At 70.4% G+C, this 20,517-nt stretch carries 22 protein-coding genes; 13 read left to right on the forward strand and 9 right to left on the reverse strand.

What is annotated here, in order from left to right; translation table 11 throughout:
* Positions 1–2: 2 nt before the first annotated feature.
* Positions 3–305: a WhiB family transcriptional regulator gene (locus DN771_RS19185; RefSeq protein WP_276113884.1), complete on the reverse strand. Its 303-nt coding sequence runs from the start codon at positions 303–305 to the stop codon at positions 3–5.
* A gap of 175 nt (positions 306–480) precedes the next feature.
* On the opposite strand from DN771_RS19185, the gene DN771_RS19190 reads away from it, so the two are divergent.
* On the forward strand, positions 481–1,167 hold the full coding sequence (locus DN771_RS19190) for a glycerophosphodiester phosphodiesterase (protein ID WP_116999174.1): 687 nt from the start codon (positions 481–483) through the stop codon (positions 1,165–1,167).
* On the opposite strand, the gene DN771_RS19195 is transcribed toward DN771_RS19190, so the two are convergent.
* On the reverse strand, positions 1,154–2,065 hold the full coding sequence (locus DN771_RS19195) for a diacylglycerol/lipid kinase family protein (RefSeq protein ID WP_162942145.1): 912 nt from the start codon (positions 2,063–2,065) through the stop codon (positions 1,154–1,156). The genes DN771_RS19190 and DN771_RS19195 overlap by 14 nt on opposite strands.
* Before the next feature lie 86 nt (positions 2,066–2,151).
* Between DN771_RS19195 and DN771_RS19200 the strand changes: the two genes are divergently transcribed.
* Both DN771_RS19200 and DN771_RS19205 read left to right on the forward strand, forming a co-directional pair.
* On the forward strand, positions 2,152–2,928 hold the full coding sequence (locus tag DN771_RS19200; protein WP_116999176.1) for an electron transfer flavoprotein subunit beta/FixA family protein: 777 nt from the start codon (positions 2,152–2,154) through the stop codon (positions 2,926–2,928).
* A 63-nt stretch (positions 2,929–2,991) separates the two neighbouring features.
* Positions 2,992–3,969: an electron transfer flavoprotein subunit alpha/FixB family protein gene (locus DN771_RS19205; protein WP_116999177.1), complete on the forward strand. Its 978-nt coding sequence runs from the start codon at positions 2,992–2,994 to the stop codon at positions 3,967–3,969.
* A gap of 96 nt (positions 3,970–4,065) precedes the next feature.
* On the opposite strand, the gene DN771_RS19210 is transcribed toward DN771_RS19205, so the two are convergent.
* The 4 genes from DN771_RS19210 to DN771_RS19225 all read right to left on the reverse strand — a co-directional run bounded on the left by DN771_RS19210 (position 4,066) and on the right by DN771_RS19225 (position 7,316).
* Entirely contained in the window at positions 4,066–5,103 is a 1,038-nt protein-coding gene (locus tag DN771_RS19210) for a hypothetical protein (RefSeq protein WP_116999178.1), read from the reverse strand.
* 10 nt (positions 5,104–5,113) lie between these two features.
* On the reverse strand, positions 5,114–5,890 hold the full coding sequence (locus DN771_RS19215) for an SCO1664 family protein (RefSeq protein WP_116999179.1): 777 nt from the start codon (positions 5,888–5,890) through the stop codon (positions 5,114–5,116).
* A 215-nt stretch (positions 5,891–6,105) separates the two neighbouring features.
* Positions 6,106–6,624: a DUF3090 family protein gene (locus tag DN771_RS19220; RefSeq protein WP_116999180.1), complete on the reverse strand. Its 519-nt coding sequence runs from the start codon at positions 6,622–6,624 to the stop codon at positions 6,106–6,108.
* Positions 6,621–7,316: an MSMEG_4193 family putative phosphomutase gene (locus DN771_RS19225; protein ID WP_116999181.1), complete on the reverse strand. Its 696-nt coding sequence runs from the start codon at positions 7,314–7,316 to the stop codon at positions 6,621–6,623. Before DN771_RS19225 ends, DN771_RS19220 begins: the two co-directional genes overlap by 4 nt.
* 89 nt (positions 7,317–7,405) lie before the next feature.
* On the opposite strand from DN771_RS19225, the gene DN771_RS19230 reads away from it, so the two are divergent.
* On the forward strand, positions 7,406–7,855 hold the full coding sequence (locus DN771_RS19230) for a hypothetical protein (protein ID WP_116999182.1): 450 nt from the start codon (positions 7,406–7,408) through the stop codon (positions 7,853–7,855).
* A gap of 67 nt (positions 7,856–7,922) precedes the next feature.
* Here the strand turns inward: DN771_RS19230 and DN771_RS19235 are convergent, their stop codons facing one another.
* The gene (locus DN771_RS19235) at positions 7,923–9,131 is read right to left on the reverse strand and encodes a Coenzyme F420 hydrogenase/dehydrogenase, beta subunit C-terminal domain (protein ID WP_116999183.1); all 1,209 of its coding nucleotides are present in this window, start codon (positions 9,129–9,131) and stop codon (positions 7,923–7,925) included.
* Positions 9,132–9,332: 201 nt separating this feature from the next.
* Between DN771_RS19235 and DN771_RS19240 the strand changes: the two genes are divergently transcribed.
* The gene (locus tag DN771_RS19240) at positions 9,333–10,028 is read left to right on the forward strand and encodes a 2-phosphosulfolactate phosphatase (protein ID WP_162942146.1); all 696 of its coding nucleotides are present in this window, start codon (positions 9,333–9,335) and stop codon (positions 10,026–10,028) included.
* A gap of 76 nt (positions 10,029–10,104) precedes the next feature.
* Positions 10,105–11,355 carry an acyl-CoA dehydrogenase family protein gene (locus DN771_RS19245; protein ID WP_116999185.1) on the forward strand — a complete coding sequence of 417 codons (1,251 nt, stop codon included), beginning with the start codon at positions 10,105–10,107 and terminating at the stop codon, positions 11,353–11,355.
* Between the two features lie 120 nt (positions 11,356–11,475).
* Here the strand turns inward: DN771_RS19245 and DN771_RS19250 are convergent, their stop codons facing one another.
* Positions 11,476–12,231, reverse strand: a complete 756-nt coding sequence (locus DN771_RS19250; RefSeq protein WP_116999244.1) for a helix-turn-helix domain-containing protein — start codon at positions 12,229–12,231, stop codon at positions 11,476–11,478.
* A 32-nt stretch (positions 12,232–12,263) separates the two neighbouring features.
* Positions 12,264–12,566, reverse strand: coding sequence for a putative quinol monooxygenase (locus tag DN771_RS19255; protein WP_116999186.1), 303 nt, complete (start codon positions 12,564–12,566; stop codon positions 12,264–12,266).
* 230 nt (positions 12,567–12,796) lie between these two features.
* Between DN771_RS19255 and DN771_RS19260 the strand changes: the two genes are divergently transcribed.
* The 7 genes from DN771_RS19260 to DN771_RS19290 all read left to right on the forward strand — a co-directional run bounded on the left by DN771_RS19260 (position 12,797) and on the right by DN771_RS19290 (position 20,452).
* Positions 12,797–13,204 (forward strand): hypothetical protein, encoded by a 408-nt coding sequence (locus DN771_RS19260; RefSeq protein ID WP_116999187.1) that lies wholly within the window; start codon positions 12,797–12,799, stop codon positions 13,202–13,204.
* Positions 13,201–13,680 (forward strand): DCC1-like thiol-disulfide oxidoreductase family protein, encoded by a 480-nt coding sequence (locus DN771_RS19265; protein WP_116999188.1) that lies wholly within the window; start codon positions 13,201–13,203, stop codon positions 13,678–13,680. The genes DN771_RS19260 and DN771_RS19265 overlap by 4 nt, the downstream gene beginning before the upstream one ends.
* Positions 13,661–14,410: a TetR/AcrR family transcriptional regulator gene (locus tag DN771_RS19270; RefSeq protein WP_205528664.1), complete on the forward strand. Its 750-nt coding sequence runs from the start codon at positions 13,661–13,663 to the stop codon at positions 14,408–14,410. Before DN771_RS19265 ends, DN771_RS19270 begins: the two co-directional genes overlap by 20 nt.
* A 95-nt stretch (positions 14,411–14,505) precedes the next feature.
* Positions 14,506–15,954 carry a circularly permuted type 2 ATP-grasp protein gene (locus DN771_RS19275; protein WP_116999189.1) on the forward strand — a complete coding sequence of 483 codons (1,449 nt, stop codon included), beginning with the start codon at positions 14,506–14,508 and terminating at the stop codon, positions 15,952–15,954.
* Between the two features lie 229 nt (positions 15,955–16,183).
* On the forward strand, positions 16,184–17,158 hold the full coding sequence (locus DN771_RS19280; protein ID WP_162942147.1) for an alpha-E domain-containing protein: 975 nt from the start codon (positions 16,184–16,186) through the stop codon (positions 17,156–17,158).
* A 37-nt stretch (positions 17,159–17,195) separates the two neighbouring features.
* Positions 17,196–19,553, forward strand: coding sequence for a circularly permuted type 2 ATP-grasp protein (locus DN771_RS19285; protein ID WP_116999191.1), 2,358 nt, complete (start codon positions 17,196–17,198; stop codon positions 19,551–19,553).
* Positions 19,550–20,452 carry a transglutaminase family protein gene (locus DN771_RS19290; protein ID WP_162942148.1) on the forward strand — a complete coding sequence of 301 codons (903 nt, stop codon included), beginning with the start codon at positions 19,550–19,552 and terminating at the stop codon, positions 20,450–20,452. The genes DN771_RS19285 and DN771_RS19290 overlap by 4 nt, the downstream gene beginning before the upstream one ends.
* Positions 20,453–20,517: the final 65 nt, after the last annotated feature.

The raw sequence follows: 20,517 nt of genomic DNA on the forward strand, positions 1-20,517 counted from the left end.
GCCTACTGTGCGGACGAGGCGAGGCGATTGCGACCGGCGCGCTGGCGCCGGATGACGCGACGCTCCTCTTCGGACAATCCGCCCCAGACGCCAGAGTCCTGGTTGGTCTCGAGGGCGAAGTCGAGGCACTCGGAGCGCACGTGGCACTCGCCGCAGACCTGCCGGGCCTTGTCGATCTGCACCAGCGCCATCCCTGTCGTGCCGACCGGGAAGAACAGCTCCGGATCGGTGTCACGGCACAGTGCGTGGTCGCGCCAGGAGTAGTCGGCGGCTCCCAGCGCGAGGCTTGAAGCAAGGATTGACACGGACCCTCCTCGAAGTGGATTCATGCAGACGTATCTCGCCTGAGACGGACTGGCGGAGGGGCGGTTCGTCCGCACCGTTCCACCCCGCGACCGATCCGTCGGCGAGACGCATTCGGTCTTGTTCAACGGAAGTTAGGCCACGATTCAGGCACTTGACAAGGGCTAGCCTGCCGACGTGACAGACGTCATCGCGCACCGCGGCTTACATCTCACCATGCGGGAAAACACGGTCGAAGCTTTCCATGCTGCCGTGGAAATCGGAGCGTCGGGAATCGAGCTCGACGCGCGCCGGTCGGCGGACGGGGCGTTGGTTGTGCACCATGACGCGCATCTGCCCGACGGCCGGGCGATCGTCGAGTGCCTCCGGGGCGACCTGCCGGACTGGCTTCCTGATCTCCCCGCCGCGCTCGACGCCTGCGCCGGCGCGTTCGTCAACATCGAGATCAAGAATGACGCACAAGAACCGGATTTCGACCGGGACGAGGCGGTCGCCGAGGCCGTGATGGAGCTGCTCGCCGCGCGGCACGAGCCGGCGTCCACGTGGCTGATCTCGTCGTTCCGCATCGAGACGGTCGATCGGTGCCGCGCCGTCGACCCGAACATCGCCACGGCGTGGCTGACCGCCGGCGCCGTGGACGATGCCGAAGTGGCCGATGTCAGCGAGCGCGGGCACCCAGCGATCCACCCGTGGGACCCGACCGTCGATGCGGCGACGATCGAGCGCTGTCACGCCGCCGGGCTCCGTGTGAACACGTGGACGTGCAACGACGCCGCCCGCGCCGCCGAACTGGCGGCGTGGGGCATCGACGGCATCTGTACCGATATTCCTGCCGATGTTCTCGCCGTGCTCAGCACGGAATGACGAGCCGCACCGCCGCGGGGACGTGCTGGAACTCGAGCTTCGTCGTGTCGCCGAGGTAGTCGCCGTCGAGCTGGTACGGGAACGGGGTGTCGTGCTCGATGGTCAGGTGATCGAGGTCGATCTGCTCGTCGAGCGTCGCTGACGGCTTCACACCGCCGCCTCGCAGCGCCCCGGCCAAGCCCGACAGGATCGCCGTCGCGCGCATCGTGCGGAAGGTGACGGCGACCAGTCCGCGGTCGAGAGTGGCCGCCGACGACAGGTCGAGCGGCCGGTTCCCGAGGTATGTGTAAGGGTTGGTGTTGAGCACGATCGTGAAGAAGCCGTCGTCGATGGTGCCGTTCGCCGTCTCGACGCGGAAGTGCGGCGTGCGCCGGTCGTAGCCGCGCGCCCAGGTGCTCAGCGCGGCAGTGATGAACAGTGGATGGCCGAGCCATCGCTTGAGGGAGGCCCGCTTCTCGACGGCGGCCACGACGGCAGCGTCGTAGCCGACGCCGGTGTGGAAGCAGAAGAACCGACCGTTGACCCGACCGAGACCGATTGCCTGGAACGCCGCGGCGTCGATCCCGTTGGCCAGCAGATCGACCGCGGCCGCCGGGTCGTTGGGCAAGCCGATCGTGCGCGCGAACACGTTCGTCGAACCGCCGGGGAGCACGCCGAGCGCCGTGTCGGTCCCGGCGATCCCGGTGGCGACCTCGTTGAGCGTGCCGTCGCCGCCGAACCCGACGACGACGTCGATCCCACGGCGGGCGGCATCGGCCGCGAAACGCGTGGCGTGTCCCCGGCGATTGGTCTCGACCACCTCCACCTCGTGATGGCGCGAGAGCCGGCGCTGGATCACCACGGTGTTGCGCGCCGTCACGGACGTTGCGAACGAATTGACCACGAGCAGAATGCGCAAGAGCCCCGACGGTACTGGAGTGACACCCGTCGTCGCGGTGCGTCCAGTGTTGCCCGGTGGATACTCGCCGGTAACAATGGCGCGTCATGAACGTCATCGTCTGTGCGAAGCAGATCCCTGACCCGGCCGTTCCGGGGGAATTGAACCCGGCCGACAACACGCTCAAGCGTGACGGCAAGCTGATCCTCGACGAATCCGACATGTACGGGGTCGAGATGGCGCTGCAGCTCGTCGACGCCGCGGGCGGCGGTGAGGTGAGCCTCGTGTCGATGGCGCCCAACGGAGAGGTGTCCGGTCTGCGCACCGCGCTGGCGATGGGGGCGGCCAAGGCCGTGCTCGTGTCCGACCCCGAGCTCGCCGGCTCCGACGCCCTGACGACCGCCAAGGTGCTCGCCGCGGCGACCAAGCGCCTCGGCGAGGCCGATCTGATCATCGCCGGCACCGAGTCGAGCGACGGCTACACGGGCACCGTTCCCGAGCAGATCGCCGAGATCCTCGGTCTGCCGTCGATCACGTTCGCCAAGTCGGTGGCCGTCGACGGCGGCACGCTGAAGGTCAACCGCCAGACCGAGGCCGGCTACGACGAGGTCACCTCGACGCTGCCTGCCGTGGTCAGCGTGACGGCCGGTGTGGTGGAGCCCCGCTACCCGAGCTTCAAGGGCATCATGGCCGCCAAGTCGAAGCCGGTCGAGACGGTCACCGCCGCCGACCTCGGCGTCACGCCGGTCGGCTGGGCCGGCGCCGGCCAGCAGATCGTCGACGTCGCCGCGGCGCCCGCTCGGGCCGCCGGTGAGGTGATCGAGGACGACGGCGAAGCCCATCTGAAGATCGTCGACTTCCTCGACGGTCTCAAGGTCATCTGAGCACCGAGACGACGCAGAGACGACGCAGAGACGACGCAGAGACGACAAGGAACGACGAACAACATGGCTCTTTCATCCATCTGGGTTCTGGCGCAGGGCGCCAACGGTGCGCCGACCTCGGCGACGCTCGAACTGCTCACCAAGGCCCGCTCGCTCGTCGCCGGGAACGGCGGCACGGTCACGGCGTTCTACGTCGGCGATGCCGCCGACGTGGCCGGCGCGCTCGGTGAGTACGGGGCGACGAAGGTGTACGCGACGGGCGACCTCGCCGGCAACCTGCCCGGCGCCGCGGTCGCCTCGGCGATCAAGGCCGTCATCGACGGCGGCGACAAGCCCGACGTCTTCCTGTTCCCACAGGACTACGTCGGACGTGACGTCGTCAGCCGCCTGTCGGTCAAGCTCGACCGCAGCGTGCTGACGAACAACGTCGACCTCGCGATCGAGGGCGACTCGGTCAAGGCGACGACGCCGGTCTTCGGCGGCACGCAGAACGTCACCACGACGTTCACCGGCGAGGGCCCGTACCTGCTGGCGTTCCGCCCCAAGAGCTTCGCGGCCGAGTCGGCCGGTGGCGCGGCGGCCGAGGTGGTCGCGGCTCCCATCCCCGATCTGGGGGCGACCGGCGGTGCCAAGGTCGAGGCCGTGCACGTCGAGGAGACCACCGGCCCCAAGCTCGACGAGGCCAACGTCGTCGTGTCGGGCGGTCGCGGTCTCGGCGAGGCCGGCAAGTTCGAGCTCATCGAGGCCCTGGCCAAGCAGCTCAAGGGTGCGCCCGGTGCGTCGCGTGCGATCGTCGACGCCGGCTGGGTGCCCTACAGCTACCAGGTCGGCCAGACCGGCAAGGTCGTCAAGCCCACCGTGTACATCGCCGCCGGCATCTCCGGTGCGACCCAGCACATGGTCGGCATGAAGGGCTCGAAGAACATCATCGCGATCAACAAGGACAAGGAGGCGCCGATCTTCGGTGTCGCCGACCTCGGCATCGTCGGTGACGTGCACAAGGTGCTGCCCAAGCTCCTCGAGGCGCTCCAGGCCCGCTGAACATCTTCTGGATCTGGGGCCGGATCGTGACGATTTCCGTCACGATCCGGCCCCAGGTCGCGTTTTGGCACGATCGGGCCCCAGATTCGTGACGGCTCAGGCGTCGTCGCGGGCGGAGATGGCCCAGGCGATGCCTTCGGCCCGGTCCTCGATGGCCAGCTGCAGGCGCCACCCGGTCGCCGGTTCGCCGGCGTCCCACCAGTACCAGCACAGGTCGCCGGCGAGCTCGCCGAGCTCGTCGAGCGGGACCGGCCACTCGTCGACCACGTCGAGCAGCGTGGCGAGGGTCCACAGCGCCCCGAACCGCCCGAGGGCGGCGCCGCGGCGGCGTCCGTGGGCACCGCCCGAGGCGCCGGCCCACGCCAGCCAGGCCATCGCGTCGGACAGGCTCAGCGGCGTGAGCGAACTCCTCGTCAGGCCGAGGGCGTGGAGTGCGCTCCCGGCGTCGCCGACGACGCTGGCCATCTCGGCCCGCCCGTTCGACCGGGCCGTCCAGGCCTCGAGGAGCTGACGCACGGCCAGCTCCACGGGCGGGTCGTCGAGCCGCTCGGCCGGCGCCGTCGTGGCGTCGCGCAGCATCCCGGCGGGGTCGGGCAGCGGAGGGGCCGGGGCGTCGACGCCGTCGTCGGAGTAGGTGGCCAGCGGATACGCCGGTTCCCAGTCGGCGACGCCGTACGGGAGCTCCAGCGCGTTCGGCAGGCGTCCCACGGCAGTGGTCACGTCCTCGCCCCGCAGCGCCCGCTCGTGGGCGATCAGGCTGGCGGCCGGTCCCGAGACGTGGGGCGCCAGCTCGACGAACGTGTGGTGCTGGGCGATCACCTCGCTGAGCGGTCCGATCGTGAATCGCCCGGCGTCGTCGTCGATGACTCCGGCCGCCCACTCGGCCGGCGCCACCAGCGCGAGTCGGTACTCGGCGAGTGTGGCGGCGGGCCACACCTGGCGGCCGGTGACGACGGCCTGCCGAGCGCGGTCGCGACACCGGCGTAGCCCCGGCCAGTCCCGCGACGCCGTCCGATCGTCGATGAGCCGGACGAGGCCGTCGAGGTCGGCCCGATGGATCAGCTCGTCGAGGCGCTCGTCGACGTCGGCCAGGTCGTCCCCGCCCCGAACGGCGTCGTCATCGATGCCGCTCACGCCGGTGCGCTCAGATCAACGGCCACGGGTAGCCGTGGCCCGACCGGTCGAACGGAAAGATCCCCTCGTCGGTCAGTTCGGCCGCTCGTTCCTGCATCGCCTCCACCTCGTCGTCGTCGAGCAGCTCGGCGACGTCGTCGGGGACCTCGTCGGCGATGGCCGCGGCGACGGCGCGCAGGGTGTCCCCGAGCGGCTCGCCGGCGAAGTTCCAGATCACCGTGCGGAGGCGGGCGTCCTCGGAGAAGCACAGACCGTTGTCGATGCCCCACACCTGCTCGGTGGCCGGCTCGAACAGGCAGTGACCGCTCTTGCGGTCGGTGTTGTTGACGATCACGTCGAACGCGGCGAGCGCCCGGAACTGGTCGTGGAGCTGCGGCCGTTGCTCGAACAGGGAGAAGAAGTGCTCGGCGAAATCGGCGTTGACGAACCACTGCAGCGAGCCCTCACCGAGGGGAGCGTCGGTGCGCAGGACCGTCGGCGGCACGACGTGGAGTCCGGCGGCGTGGCTCAGCCGGTAGGCGGCGACCTCACGGCGATGGAGGCCGGGCGGGAAGTCCCACAGCGGCCGTTCACCGCGCAGTGGCTTGTAGATGGCGAGCCCCAGCGGTTGGGCGCGCTCGTTCTCGTCGTCGGGCAGCTCGGTGCCGGCCGGATCGAGGCGCACGAGGAACGTGGCGTTGCTGGCGTTCGGCATCCGACCGAGGAGCGTGACCTCGGCGGTGGCCAGGTGCTCTGCCGCGCCGGTGGGAATCGCCGCGGGGATCTGCACCGGCACGCCAGAATCCATCACGAGCGTTCCCTACAAGCGATTCGCTGAAGCTCAGTACAAGCGATTCGCTGAAGCTCAGTACAAGCGATTCGCTGAAGCTCAGTGGCCACGCAGGCCGCGCGAACGGCCCGCCGACAAGTCGGCTCGACTGAAGCCTCGGCAGCTGGCGCGCCGCGGCCCTTGGCCGCTCGAACTCCGGGACGCTCGCTGCGCTCGCTGAACACGACAGGCTCTCAGTTCATGCGGGGGCAGGCGTGGCCGGCGGGATCGATCGGGTTGCCGCACCACGTGCACGACGGACGGCCGGCGGCGACGAGGACGTCGGCGTGGTCGCAGAAGGCGTCGGCCTGGCTACGCGTCACGTAGAAGCGGATGTGGCCGCGGTCGGGGGTCTCGGCCTCGGCCTCGTCGTCGTCGCCGGCTGCGTCGCTCTCGAGCATCTCCTCGAGCTGGACCAGCAGGCGGTCGTTACGCCGGTCGTAGCCGAGCCCGATCGGCCCGAGGACGAACAGCGGATCGCCTGTCGGCGCCGACTCGATCGGCGTGGCCATCGGCCGGTGCTCGGGCGGCGGCAGGTCGCTCAGCACGTGGCGCAGGTACATGGCGATCGCCTTCACCTGCTGCTTCTCGCAGCGGACCGTCACACGGTGCGGCCCGGAGCGGGCGTTGAGGAAGAAGACCCGCGAGCCGGGTTGGCCGACGACGCTGGCCGAGAACTCGTCGACATCGTCGAACTCCACGAACGCGCTCATGAGGGGGCCAGGTCCTTCAACGAGCGGCCGGTGGTGTTGACGGTGAGGGCGATCGGGCCGGCCACCGACCACGACAGCGCGCTCACCGCGCACGTGCTGATGACGATGCGCTGGAAGAGATCGAGATGGGTGCCGAGGGCGTGGGCGACGGCGGCCTTGATCGGATCGGCGTGCGACACGCAGACGATGACCTCGCCGGGGTGGGCGGCCCGCAGACGGTCGAGCGTGGACACGATGCGCACCTGCATCTCGGTGAAGCTCTCACCGCCGGGGAAGCGGAAGCTCGACGGGGCACGTTGCACGAGCTGCCATTCGGGCAGCTTCATCAAGGCCTTCAGCTCCTTGCCGGTCCACTCGCCGAAGTCGCACTCGAGCAGGCCCTTGTCGACCTTCGGTCGCAGACCGACGGCCGAGCCGATGGGCGCCGCGGTCTCGCGGGCCCGCTCGAGCGGCGACGTGTAGACGGCGGCGACGGCGGGCAGCTCGCCGATCAGTTCGGCGGCTCGATCGGCCTGGCTGCGTCCGGTGTCGTCGAGATGCAGCCCGGGCGCCCGCCCGGGCAGGAGCGTGCCGGTGGTGGACGTCTTGCCGTGCCGCACCAGCAGCACGGTGGTGGGCCGGGGATGCCGGTCGGGGCCGCGGCGGCGCCCGCCGGACGTCGAGGATCGGGAGGATCGGGTCGAGGGGCTCATCGTAGGACCAGGCGCTCACGATACCGAGCCGCCCGCGAGGCCTGCATCGCCGGGGAACCCAGCCGATGCCCCGTTAGCCTCCCATCCTTGTGAATTTCGGCCGCCGCCTTCCCGTTACCGCACTCGCCACGGTCGTCGTCGGGGTGCTCGGGCTGTCGGCGTGCGGCACGAGCACGCCGAGCAACCGTCGCATGGCCGAGGACATCATCGAGACCGTCGAAGGCCTGACCGACGACGAGCGGGCGTGCATGCTCGAGACCCTCGAGGAGAACTACTCCAGCGAGGACCTCGAGGCGATCAACGAAGAGAACAAGAACGTCGACTGGGACGCCGAGGGCGCCACGGGCGGCGAGCGGTGGCAGGCGTTCGTCGCCGATCTCGAGTCGTGCCGGGACGGCGCCACCGATGCCTCGGCCGCCGGGTCGAGTGACGTCGAGTCGAGCGCCGTCGAGGGCACCGAGACCGAGGACTCGGCCGCCGAGTCGACCGAGGCCGACGACACCGAGCCGGCTGCCACCACCGAACCCGGCAGCCGCTGACCGGTAACAGATGGTGCCAGGCACCATCTGTTACCCGCCGAGCGGGTGACGGGTCTCGGAGGTTGCGTCAGCCGGCGGGGGCTGGTGCCGGCGCTGCCGCCTTCTTCTTGGGTGGCGGGACGCCGACGGTGGGGGCGGGGTCGGCGTCTTTGGGCCAGCGTCGCCGTGAGACGATCGACAGGGTGCGCAGCAGCTTCATCGCCACCTCGTCTTCTTGCGCGGGACGGGCGACGATCGTGCCGTCGGCGATCATGCGGTTGATCACTTCCTCGCCGAGCTCGGTACGCACGATCGTCAAGGTCCAGTCGTTGTCCTTGCCGATGCCTCCGGTGGAGATGTCGGCGTGCTCGGCGGCGAAGTCGGGGCAGTGCTTGCAGCCCTCCCGCGTCCACTGGTGGCACTCCTTGAGGTCGATCTCGTGGTACGACCCGTCGCGCATCCAGATCTGGAACACGCCCTTGATGTTCATCTTCACCATCTCGGACTTGCGCAGGCCGTACTTGGCCTCGAACAGCTCCGGGAAGATCGCGTCGTCGAACGTCTTCGAGCACAGCAGGCCGATGTTGAACACGAACGGCTTGGACACCTTGCCGGCCTTGCGGTCCCACATCGTCGGCGGCGACGACGTCTGGCAGCCCATCCCCACCAGCGCCAACCGTGACAGGCCTTCCTCCTTGGCCTGACGCAGGGCGAGCGGGTTGGCGCAGTAGGTGTAGCGGCTCCCGGCGGTGGCGATGACCTCGTCGGGGTTGTGCACCAACACCGGCTTGGCCTTCCAGGCGTCGTCGTCCTCCACGCCCGACACCATCGCCGCTTCGATGTAGTCGTGGTCCATCAGCCACGTGAGCATCGCCGTGACGAAGCCGCCGTCTTGACCCTTGTCGTGCTGGGTCTCGTCGGCCGCACGCGTGAGCAGCAGCTGACGCCAGATCCCCGACATCTCCTCCGGCTCGCGGACCCGCCCGAACAGATGGGTGTCGGCAGCAGGTTCCCACGAACGGAACCGCGGGCACGCCCGCGTGCACGTGGTGCAGCCCCCGCCCGCGCCGAACCCGTGCACGCAGTTGGCCGGGCCGAGCTCCTCCTCGAGATGGAACGGGACGTACTTGCCCTCCTCGTGCTCGTAGCCGATCACGTCGTGGGGACACGTGACCACACACGCCGCACACCCGGTGCACAAACCCGTCGTGATGACCTCCTCGAACAACTCCTTCCACTGAGCCGTCCAACGCCCCGCAGCGGGAGCGACCGTGCCGGTCGTCTCCGTGCCGGTCATGTCCGTCCTCCGATGCGAAGGTGCGAGCACCAGCGAGCGACCGGCCCCACGCGGTCTTCGTGGCCGTCGAGCCTCGGCGACTCGCCTGCAAGGAACGCAATGGGCGTCATGATCCGAAACTACTGACCTGCGTCGGAGCCGGCACAGTCGATGCGGTCCCGTGGTGCGCGTGGGTCGCCTACGGTCGTGTTCGTGTGCGGGGTGACGTCACCACGATTCCGGGCCCGATGGGAGCTCGGCCACGCCGATGGACCGCATGTGGCGGTCGACGTGATCCGCGCGTTCACCACCGCGGCCTGCGCCCTCGCCGCCGGTGCCCGCCAGATCGTGCTCGCCGACACGGTGGCCGCGGCGCTGCGATTCGGCGGCGAGTACGACGGCGCGGTCGTCATGGGCGAGGAGCACGGCCGCCGGCCCGATGGCTTCGACTACTCCAACTCGCCCGTGCTGATCGCCGACGCGGATCTCGAGGGCCGCACGGTCGTCCAGCGCACGTCGGCCGGCACTCAGGGCGTGTACGCCGCCCGCGCCGCGCCGGCGCTGTGGTGTGCGAGCCTCGTCTGCGCGTCGGCGACCGCCGCCGCACTGTGCGGGGCCGGCTCCTCCGAGCCGACCTATGTGATCACCGGCCGCTTCGTCGATCGCCCGGACCTGACCGGCGACGACGACCTGCTGACGGCGCAGTTCATCGAGGCCCGCCGGACCGGGGCGCCGGCCGATGCCGCCGCCGTCGCCGCGGCGGTCGCGGCCACCCACGAGGCGGCGCGCACCCTCGCCCTCGGCGGTACCGACGCCCATCCCGACGACATCGCCGTCTGCACTGACGTCGACCGCTTCGACTTCGCCATGCGCGTGTCGTGGGACGGCGACCGGCCGGTGGTGCGCGCCGAGCGATAGCCGCGCACCCACGTCACGCCCGCCGGTCGATCGCCCGCGTTGACGTTGTTACCCGGCGGTAAGTCATGATGGGTGCATGCAGCTGACCTACGACGATGCCGCGGAGTCGTTCCGCACCGAGATCCGCTCCTGGCTGGCCGACAACCTCCCCGCCGGCTGGGTCGAGGCGGCGGAACGGGGCGAGGCGCTGGAGATGACGGCTGAGGAGCGGGAGTCCTTCAACCAGTCCTGGCCGAGCAAGCTCTACGGCGGCGGTTGGATCTGCGCGACCTGGCCGACCGAGTACGGCGGCAAGGGCCTCACCACGCTCCAGGGCGTCGTGCTGGCCGAGGAGTTCGCCCGTGTCCGGGCTCCGATGCGCGCCGACTTCTTCGGTGACACGCTCGTCGGCCCGACCATCCTGCAGTGGGGGACCGAGGAGCAGAAGAAGCAGTTCCTCCCGCAGATCCTTCGCGGTGAGGTGCGCTGGTGCCAGGGGTTCTCCGAGCCCGACTCGGGGTCCGACCTGGCCAGCCTCAAGACGACGGCGACGCTCGACGGCGACGAGTGGGTGATCAACGGTCAGAAGGTCTGGACCACCCAGGCATACGTGGCCGACTACTGCTTCCTGCTCACCCGCACCGATCCCGACGCGCCGAAGCACCAGGGCATCTCCTACCTCCTCGTGCCGATGAAGCAGGACGGGATCGAGGTCCGCGGGATCACCCAGCCCGACGGCACGGCCGAGTTCTGCGAGGTGTTCTTCAGTGACGCCCGCTGCCCGGCCGAGAACGTCGTCGGCGGCGTCAACAACGGTTGGAAGGTCGCCAACTCGACGCTTGCGTTCGAGCGCGGCCAGTCGGCGACCACGGGCTATCGCCGCTTCGAGGAGGAGTACCGCCAGCTGGTGGCCGAGGCGAAGCGCAACGGCGCCATCGACGATCCGCTGATCCGGCAGCGGCTCATGCAGTACTACACGAAGATCCAGATCCTGCGGGCCAACGGGCTGCGCACCCTGTCGACCCAGCTCGCCGGCGTGAAGGACCCGTCGATCGCCGCCCTCGGGGCGCTCAACAAGATGTTCTGGTCCGAGATGCACCAGCGGGCGATGGAGCTGGCCCTCGACATCTGGGGCGCCGAGTCGATGCTCGTGAACGCCGGCCCGGAGTCGGGATCGTGGCCCGGTGCGCTCCGGGAACGCCGCCGTGAGGGCTATCCGGTCTCGCCGATGGTCTCGACGTTCTTCTTCTCGCGCTCCGAGACGATCTGGGGCGGCACGAGCCAGATCCAGCGCAACATCGTCTCCGAGCGCGTCCTGGGTCTGCCCAAGGAGCCCAAGCCGGCCTGACGGCGTCGCCCCTCCGTAGGTCCGGGCGGTGGAACCGGAGGGTAATTACCCCACCGAAGCGTCGGGTACATACCCTCCGGTCGTTCCGGGACGTCGCCGGCGGCGGGCGCCGGCGCGCCGTCAGAAAGGGCGGAAGGTGGCGCGGTAGTCGGACGGGGTCTGGCCGACGAGGTCGCGGAACGCCGCGTTGAACGCCGACAGCGAGGAGTAGCCGACGTCCATGGCGATCGCCGCGATCGATCGTGATTCGTCGCCGGCGAGCAGCTCGATCGAGCGCAGCAGTCGGGCGCGACGCAGCGCGGCGCGCCAGGTCATGCCGAGCTCGTCCTCGAACCGCCGCGCCAAGGAGCGCGAGGCGAGGCCGACGTCGTGGGCGACCGCCTCGATGTTCGGGGCGTCGGCGATCGTCGCCTCCGTCAGGGCCAGCGCCCGGCGAACTTCGGGTGATCGCCCGACGGGCATGCGTGCCGGGCTCGGACGGGTGGCGAGCTCCCAGCAGCACGCGGCGAGGGCTCGGAACATCGACGCGGCGTGATCCGACCAGGTGCTGTTGGGGCCCCAGCGGCCGCACTCGGAGATCAGCGCCCGGGCGAGTGGGGTCAGGTCGAACACGGCCAGCGGCGCCGGGGGAGCGGCGACGAAGTCGGGGGAGAAGAGCGCCGACGACGACACGACCGCCTGCGGGATGGCGATCTCCACCGGGTGCCCGGCGGCGATGATCGCCGCCCGGGCCGGCGGCAGGGTCCAGGACGTCCCGCCGGACTCGAGCCGGAGGACGCCTCGGGACACGCAGACGAGGTAGTGGTGGTCGACGCGGAACGTCTCGGCGGGTGCGGATGCGAAGTCGCGCACGAAGCTGTGGGCCGGAGGCGTCACGCCGGGGATCATCGCACGGCGGCCGATCCTGGTCAGTCGACGACTTCGAGAAGATGGGCCTCGAAGCGCCGGCTGACGGGCGGTTCGGCCACGAGCGGGAAGATCACCTCACCGGAGCGGGCGAACTCGTTCGACGCCGTGTAGGCGTCGAACGAGGCCCTGTCGGCCCACTCGTGCAGCACGGTGAGGCGGCGGTCGTCGTCGGGAGCCTCGAACACTCGGAAGTCGATGCAGCCGGGCATCGCTCGCACGGCCGGTCGTTCGGCCAGCAGTTGGGCCCGGGCGGTGGGGCGGTCGTCGGCGGCGGTGCAGAGATCGAGGATGGCGATGAACATGGGGCCTCTCGTGGTCGGGCCGGCTCGTGGTGGGCCGGGTCGGTGGGACCGGGCCATCGTGCGTCCCCGCACGCCTGTCCGGCCACCGCCGATCGGACGCCGACCCGCGCCGATCGGACAGCTTTCGCCGGCGGCTGGAGAATCGGTTGACACCAACATTTGAACGTGTTCAACTATTGCTTGAACACGTTCAAATCGCGTCGTTCGACGCCACTCACAGGAGACCTTCCATGACCGACACGTTCGTCGCCTACCTGCTCTACGTCGCCATCACCGTCCCCCTCGTCGTGTACGTGGCGAGAACCCTCCACCGTCACGGCGCCCTGTTCATGCGCGAGGTGTTCGCCGGGCGAGAGGCGCTCGCCGACGCCGTCAATCACCTGCTCGTGGTCGGCTTCTACCTGCTCAACCTGGGCTACGTCGCCCTCTTCCTGCGCACCGACACCGAGATCGTCGGGGCGGCCGAGGTGACCGAGTTGGTGTCGCGCAAGGTCGGTGTGGTGGCGATCGTCCTCGGCACCGTGCACCTCGCCAACGTCTTCGTCTTCAACCGCTTCCGCCGCAACGCCGAGTTGCACCATGCCCCCGAACTGCCCGTCCAGCCCGACGCGTGGACGACGGTTGCCGAACAGCGATGAAGGTCGACCAGGTCTCGGCGCCGGCCGACGTGCTGCGCCCCCGCGAGCTCACGGTGCTCTACGACTCTGGCTGCCCGGTCTGCCGGCGAGCGCGGCGGTGGGCATCGTCTCGCCCCCAGCTCGTGCCGTTGCGATTCGTCGCCGCCGGGAGCCCGGAGGCCGCCCGGCGATTCCCCGATCTCGACGCCGCTCGGACGCTCGCCGAGATCACCGTGGTCACCGACAGCGGCGCCGTGCTGACCGGCGAGAAGGCCTGGATCGCCGTCCTCTGGGCTCTGGCCCCCACGCGGCGTGCCGCCATCGCCATCGCCGCCGGTCGCCGCCGGTTCGCCTTCCACGCCCTGAAGGACGCGACCGAGACGATGCGGCGGTTGTCGGGAGCGGTCCCCGCGACCGGGCCCGCCCTGCCCCCGCCGCAGCTGCCACCGCCGTTCGTCCGTGCCGGCTGCGCCGACGATGCCGAACGACGACGGTGACGCCGCCGAGCGCGCCGTCGAGGACGGGTCGGTGACTCGTAGCCTGCAGCCGATGGCCCGTCGGCAGACGAAACCGGCAATCATCGACGCCGCCCTCGGACTCTTCGAGGAGCGGGGGTTCGAGGCGACGACGATGCGGGCGATCGCCGAGCGGGCCGGTGTCTCGGTCGGCAACGCGTACTACTACTTCGCCTCCAAGGACGAGCTGATCCAGGGCTTCTACGACCGGGCGATGGAGGAGCACGCGGCGGCGTCGGCCGAGCGCCTGGCCGGGCTGACCGACCTCACCGAGCGCATCGTCGCCCACGCCGACTCGTGGTTCGCCGCCCTCGGCCGGTACCACCAGTTCGCTACCCAGTTCTTCCGCGTGGCGTCCGATCCCTCGAGCCCCCTCAGCCCGTTCTCCTCCCGATCGGCGCCGGCACGTGAGGCGGCGATCGCCGGCTGGCGTGACGTCGTCGAGGGCGCCCGGACGGGAGACGGGTCGCCGGCCGTCGCCGACCGACTGCGGTCCGAGCTGCCCGAGCTGCTGTGGCTGTACCACCTGGGCCTCATCCTGTTCTGGGTGCACGACGGCTCGGCCGATCAGGCGGCCTCACGGCTGGTCCTCGCCGGTACCGCTCCCGTCATCGTCCGGGCGATCGGTCTCGCCGATGTACCCGAGCTCGCCGCGACGATCGACGACCTCGCCCGGCTGGTCGCGACGATCCGGCCGATGCTGGCGACCTGATCGCCTCGACCTGATGCTTGCGACCTGACCCTCGAGCCCACCTCCCGCCGCGGAACCGAGCACGTTCATCTCGCGTTCGCCTAGTGTCCTCGCCGATGCCGGAACCGTGGGACGAACTCGTCGACAGCGAGGGGTTGCCGCGCCCGGCCGCCGACGAGCTCTACGCCGTGATCAACTCGCTCGAGCTCGACGAGCTGCGGAGCCGGCAGGCCGCGGCCACCGCCGACATCCTCACCCAGGGCATCACGTTCACCGTGTACTCGGACGGGCGCGGCATCGACCGGGCGTGGCCGTTCGACGTCATCCCGCGCATCATCGAGGCCACGGAATGGGCCCGCATCGAACGCGGCCTCGTGCAGCGACTCGTCGCCCTCAACCGCTTCATCGACGACCTCTACAACGACCAGCGGATCGTCGCCGACGGCGTCTTCCCCGCCGACCTCCTCGCCGACTCGGCGAACTTCCGGCCCGAGTGCACGGGCGTGCACCCGCGCTTCGGCGTCTGGGCCCACATCTCCGGCTCCGATCTCGTACGGGACTCCGACGGCACGATGTACGTGCTCGAGGACAACCTGCGCGTGCCGTCGGGGGTGAGCTACGTGCTGGAGAACCGGGCGGTCTGCAAGCGGGCGTTCCCCGAGGTCTTCGCCCGCCAGAGCATCGCCCCGGTCGACTCGTACACCGAGGAGCTGGCCAAGCTGCTCCGCTCACTCGCCCCCGACGACGTCGCCACGCCGAGCGTGGCCGTCCTCACGCCGGGCATCTTCAACTCGGCGTACTTCGAGCATTCCTTCCTCGCCCAGCGCATGGGAGCCACGCTCGTCGAAGGCGGCGACCTCGTCGTCACCAGCGACGGCAGTTCGGGCGACCGCGTGTTCATGCGGACGATCGACGGCCTCGAGCCGGTCGACGTGATCTACCGCCGCATCGACGACATGTTCCTCGACCCCGAGGTGTTCAACCCGGAGTCGATGCTCGGTGTGCCCGGCCTGATGCGGGCGTGGAAGTCCGGCCGCGTGGCCATCGCCAACGCGCCGGGCGCCGGCGTCGCAGACGACAAGGTCGTGTACGCGTGGGTGCCCGACGTCATCCGCTACTACCTCGGCGAGGAACCGCAGATCGACAACGTGCCGACGTACCGGTGCCTCTACGACGATGAGCGGACGTTCGTGCTCGACAACCTGCGCGAGCTCGTGCTCAAGCCGGCCAACGAGTCGGGCGGCTACGGCATCCTCATCGGCAACCGGGCGAGCGACAAGGAGCTGGCCGCCGCCGCCGAAGCCGTCCGCAACGATCCCCGCAACTGGGTGGCCCAGCCGATCCTCCAGCTCTCCACGGCCCCCACGCTCGTCGAGGATGGCCTCGAGCCACGACATGTCGACCTGCGGCCGTTCATCCTCACCGGCGAGACCAGCTACGTCACCGCCGGCGGCCTCACCAGGGTCGCCCTGCCCAAGGACAGTCTCATCGTCAACTCCTCGCAAGGCGGCGGCTCCAAGGACACCTGGATCGTCGACCTCGGCGCCGGCTGGGGTACGTATTGATGGTTTCGGTCGCCTCGCCCTGTTGCCCCACGATCCGGCGTCGACCGGTCGCGGACCGATCAACGATCCGACTCCGAAGGGGGGATGCTCGAAGGGGGGATTCCCCCCTTCGATGCGGCGATCAGCGGAGCTTGCTCCGCCGCCGCCAGCAGAACAGCGCGAGCGAAGCGAGCTCTTCGACAACTCGCCGCAGGCGGCGAGCGAAGCGATGCCGCCGAGGACGACACTGATGGCGACGAATCTGTTGTCGAGGGTGGCGGACCGTATCTATTGGGCGGCGCGTTACATCGAGCGGGCCGAGGACGTGGCCCGCATCGTGCGGGCCCACGGCGACATGCTCGCCGACCTGCCGACGCACGCGCAGATCATGTGGCGGCCGGTCATCGCCATCGTCGGCAGCGGCGCCCAGTACGACTCGCGCTTCGGTGGTGACGCCCCCGAGACGAAGGACACCGAGACGGCCGTCGTCGAATTCCTGCTCGCCGACCGCGAGAACCTCGCCAGCGTCGTCAGCTGCGTGTCGGCGGCCCGCGAGAACCTCCGCACCACACGCGAGACCGTCCCGCGAGACGGCTGGCAGGCCCTCAACGACCTGTACCTCTACGTCTCGACCGAGGTCGACCGGGGCGTCGATCGACGCGCCCGAGAGCGGTTCCTCGGTCGCGTCATCGCCGACAGCAGGCGTCTCGACGGCATCCTCGCGACCACGATGAACCACGACGAGGCCTACGCGATGTGGCGCCTCGGGCGGGCCCTCGAGCGGGCCGACATGACGACGCGCGTCCTCGGCGTCCGTGCCGCCGCGCTCCTCGAGGAGCGCGAGAGCGAGGAGACTCATCAGCACGACGAGCTGCAGTGGATGGGAGTGCTGCGCTCGCTGTCGGCCCTGCAGATGTACCAGCGGGCGGTCCGCGGTCCGGTGGAGGGCGCGTCGGTGGTCCGCTTCCTGCTCGAACACGATCGCTTCCCCCGCGCCGTCCGGGCGTTGCTGCGCGAGATCCGCCGGGCGCTCGGTGAACTGCCCGACCCCACCGCCCTGTTCGACGAGGTCGACCTCGTCGACGCCGCACTGCGCGAATCCACCGCCGGATCGGGTGACGGCACGCTGGCGGGCGAGGAACTGGACGACTCGATGGACGCCATCCAGGTCGCCCTCGCGCAGCTCGACAAGCGCATCCACGACCGCTACCTCCGGCTCGGATAGCGACACGATCGCCCCCGAGCGCGTACGGTCGTAGCCCGTGTCGTCACCGAACACGGCCGAGTTGCTCGACCATCTCCTGCGTGATCGCGTGGCGCTGAGCCGGCGCCAGGCGGAAGCGGACCGGGTGATCGCGGCCTCGGGTGCGGGTCATCTCGTCCACGAGATGAACGTTCGGCCCGACGAGGCAGGGAGCCGGCCGTGGCGCATCGACCCCGTCCCGCTGATCGTCGACGGACCGACGTTCGACAGGTTGGCCGCGGCCATCGCCCAGCGCATGCGGGCGTTCGAGTCGATCCTCGCCGACCTCTACGGGCCGCGGCAGCTCGTCCGCGACGGGGTCGTTGCCGGCGAGGCGCTGAGCTCGAGCCGGCGGTATCGCATGGCGACGGTCGGTGCGCCGGCTCCGCCGCGCTGGTTGACCACCTACGCCGCCGACGTCGTCGCCCTCGCCGACGGAACGTGGCGGATCGTGCAGGACTTCACGGACGCCCCGACCGGCGTCGGCTACGCGTTGCTCGACCGGTCGGCGATGATGCGCGTCGCCGACGAGATCCTCGGGTCGCGACTCGGATCGGGTGACGTCGGCGACATCGCGTCGCTCAATGGCTTCCCGGCCGAGCTGCGCCATGCGCTGATCACCACCACGGCCGCCACCAATCCGCGCATCGTGCTCTTCACCGGTGGTGTCAACCACCCGGGCTACGTCGAGCACTCGTCGCTGGCCCGGACGTTGGGGTTCACGCTCGTCGAGCGGCCCGACCTCGTCGTCCGCCAGGGGCGGTTGTGGCTGCGCACGCTCGCCGCCGGCACGGACGGTGAGCAGCGCGACGGTGACGGGGCGCCGTTCCGCATGCGCAGCGGGCGGCGGATGAACCTCGACCCGGTCGACGTTGTCTATCGCCGTATCGAGGACGACCACCTCGATCCGATCGAGATCGGCGCGCCGGGGGGCGAGGGCGTGCCCGGACTGCTCGGCGCCGTCGCCGAACGAGGCGTCGTGCTCGCCAACGCCCACGGCAGCGGCGTGATCGAGGACAGCGAGCTCGCCGACGGGTGGGCGGCAGCTGCGGAGGCCCTCACCGGTGAGTCGTTCAGGCTGCCGATGCTCGGTGGCGAGCACGCCCGATCCGTCGAGCTCGCCCAGTACCCGATCTTCCGCAACGGCGACGTGTCGGAGGCGTCGGTCGTCGTGCGGCTCCACGCCGTGGCCGGACCCGACGGCGTGGCCGTGATGCCCGGTGGCAACGGGCGGGTGCTCGGCCCCGGCGACGACCCGCGGGATCCCGGCGCCCGGCGGGCCAAGGACGTGTGGGTGATCGGGGAGCACGCCGCCCTCCCCGTGATCGTCGCACCGCAGCTCCCGCAGGTCGACCTCGCGGCGTCGGTCCCCACGCGGGCGGCCGACGCCCTGTTCTGGTCGGGCCGGGCGGCCGAGCGAGCCGAGGCGATCGCCCGAACGCTGCGCGTGATCGCGGCGCGGCGTCGGCAGGATCCGGGGCTCGTCACGTTCCAGCGCGGCGCCTGGGCCCGGCGCATGGCCGGTGCCTTGCGGGTCGTGCGCAACGAGGCGGTCCAGTCGACCGACGACGAGGACCAGCAGGACGTTCGCCGGACGCCGTACGCAGAGCTCGACGCCGAGCTGGTGGCGACGACCGAGGCGCTCGTCTCACGCTTGCGCAGCTTCGTCGCCGAAGCAGCGACGGTCGGCGAGTTCCTCGCCTCCAACACCGCCCGCATCCTCAATACGATCGTCCGGCTCCTCGACTCGTTCGACGAGGGCGCGGCGCCGATCGACGCCATCGACGACGTGCTGGCGGCGCTGGCTGCCTACATGGGGATGTGGAACGAGTCGACGGTCCGGGGGCCGGCGTGGCGGTTCGGCGACATCGGCATCCGCCTGGAACGGGCGTTGATCGTTCTCGAGCTGGTGTCAGCGTTCGTCGAGCCGGAGACCGATGACGCACGGGAGATCGGCGTCCCGATCGTCGATGTCGTGGCGACGAACGCCCTGGAAAGCCTTCTCGCCGCCAACGAGTGCCTGATCGCCTACCGACGGCAATACCGCAGTGATGTGGAGATCGCGCCGACGCTCGAGCTCCTGCTTCGGGACCGAGACAACCCCCGCGCCTTCGTGTCGTGCCTCGATCGTGTGGCCGAGCACGTCGCCGACGTCGATTGGCCCGAGGGATCGGCGCGGGTGGCGCTGCTGACCGAGATGGTGGCCGCGGTGCCGGCGGACGCCCTCGCCGGTTCCGATCCCGTCGTCGATCGCGTACGGGTGGTGCACGACGCGGTCGGCGCCTTCGCCGGCGAGGTCGTCGACACGTGGTTCGCCACGCCGGTCAAGCCCGTCGTGGTGCGCGCCAGGCGGAGCGACCCGGCGGCCCGGCGATGACCGCCAGCCGGTACCTCGTCCGCCACGAGACGAGGTACGAGTACTCCCAACCGATGACCGACGGGTACACGGTCGCCTACCTCCTGCCCCGGCCGACGCCGGAGCAGATGGTGGAGCGGGCCCTCGTCGACGTGACGCCCGAGCCGGACGAGCGGTTCGAGCACATCGACGCGTTCGGCAATCGCGTGCTGCAGATCGGGATGCACCACCAGCACGACTCGCTGGTGGTGGCGGCGACGTCGGAGGTCGTGTTCGAGCCGATGACGCTCGACGGCGACGGTCCGCCGTGGGAGGCGGTGGCCGACGCGGTGGATGCGGTACGCGGGGGAGAGGCGCTGCAGGTGCGGCCCTTCGCCGGCGGGCTGCCGCTGGTGACCACCGACGAGGATCGGCGCGAGCTGCGGATCATCGTCGAGGACGCGTTCCGGCCCGGTCGGCCGGTGATCGACGCGGCGCGGGCGTTCTGCTCGGCGATCTACACCACGTTCGACTACGACCCGTCGTTCACGGACGTGTCCACCCCGCTGTCGGCGGTGCTCGCCGCGCGCCGCGGCGTGTGCCAGGACTTCGCCCACCTGGCGGTGAGCGGCCTGCGTCTCCTCGGCCTGTCGGCGCGGTACGTGAGCGGCTACCTCGAGACGGATCCTCCTCCGGGCGCCGAGCGGCTCGTCGGTGCCGACGCTTCCCACGCCTGGGCGTCGCTGTGGGTGCCGAGCATCGGCTGGGTCGACTTCGACCCGACGAACGACCGCCTGCCGACGCACCGCCACATCACGGTGGCCTGGGGCCGCGACTACGGCGACGTGCCGCCGGTGCGGGGAGTCGTCATCGGTCCGCAGGCCGAGCAGCAGCTCTCGGTCGCGGTCGACGTCCGCCGGGTCGAACAGCTCGCCACGTGACCTCCTGCCAGCCGCGGCGGCCGGCGCGCCGAGCGCTGTTCGGTGTGAATTTCGCAACACCGACG

The sequence above is a fragment of the Desertimonas flava genome (assembly GCF_003426815.1).
GTDB classification, from domain to species: Bacteria; Actinomycetota; Acidimicrobiia; order Acidimicrobiales; family Ilumatobacteraceae; genus Desertimonas; species Desertimonas flava.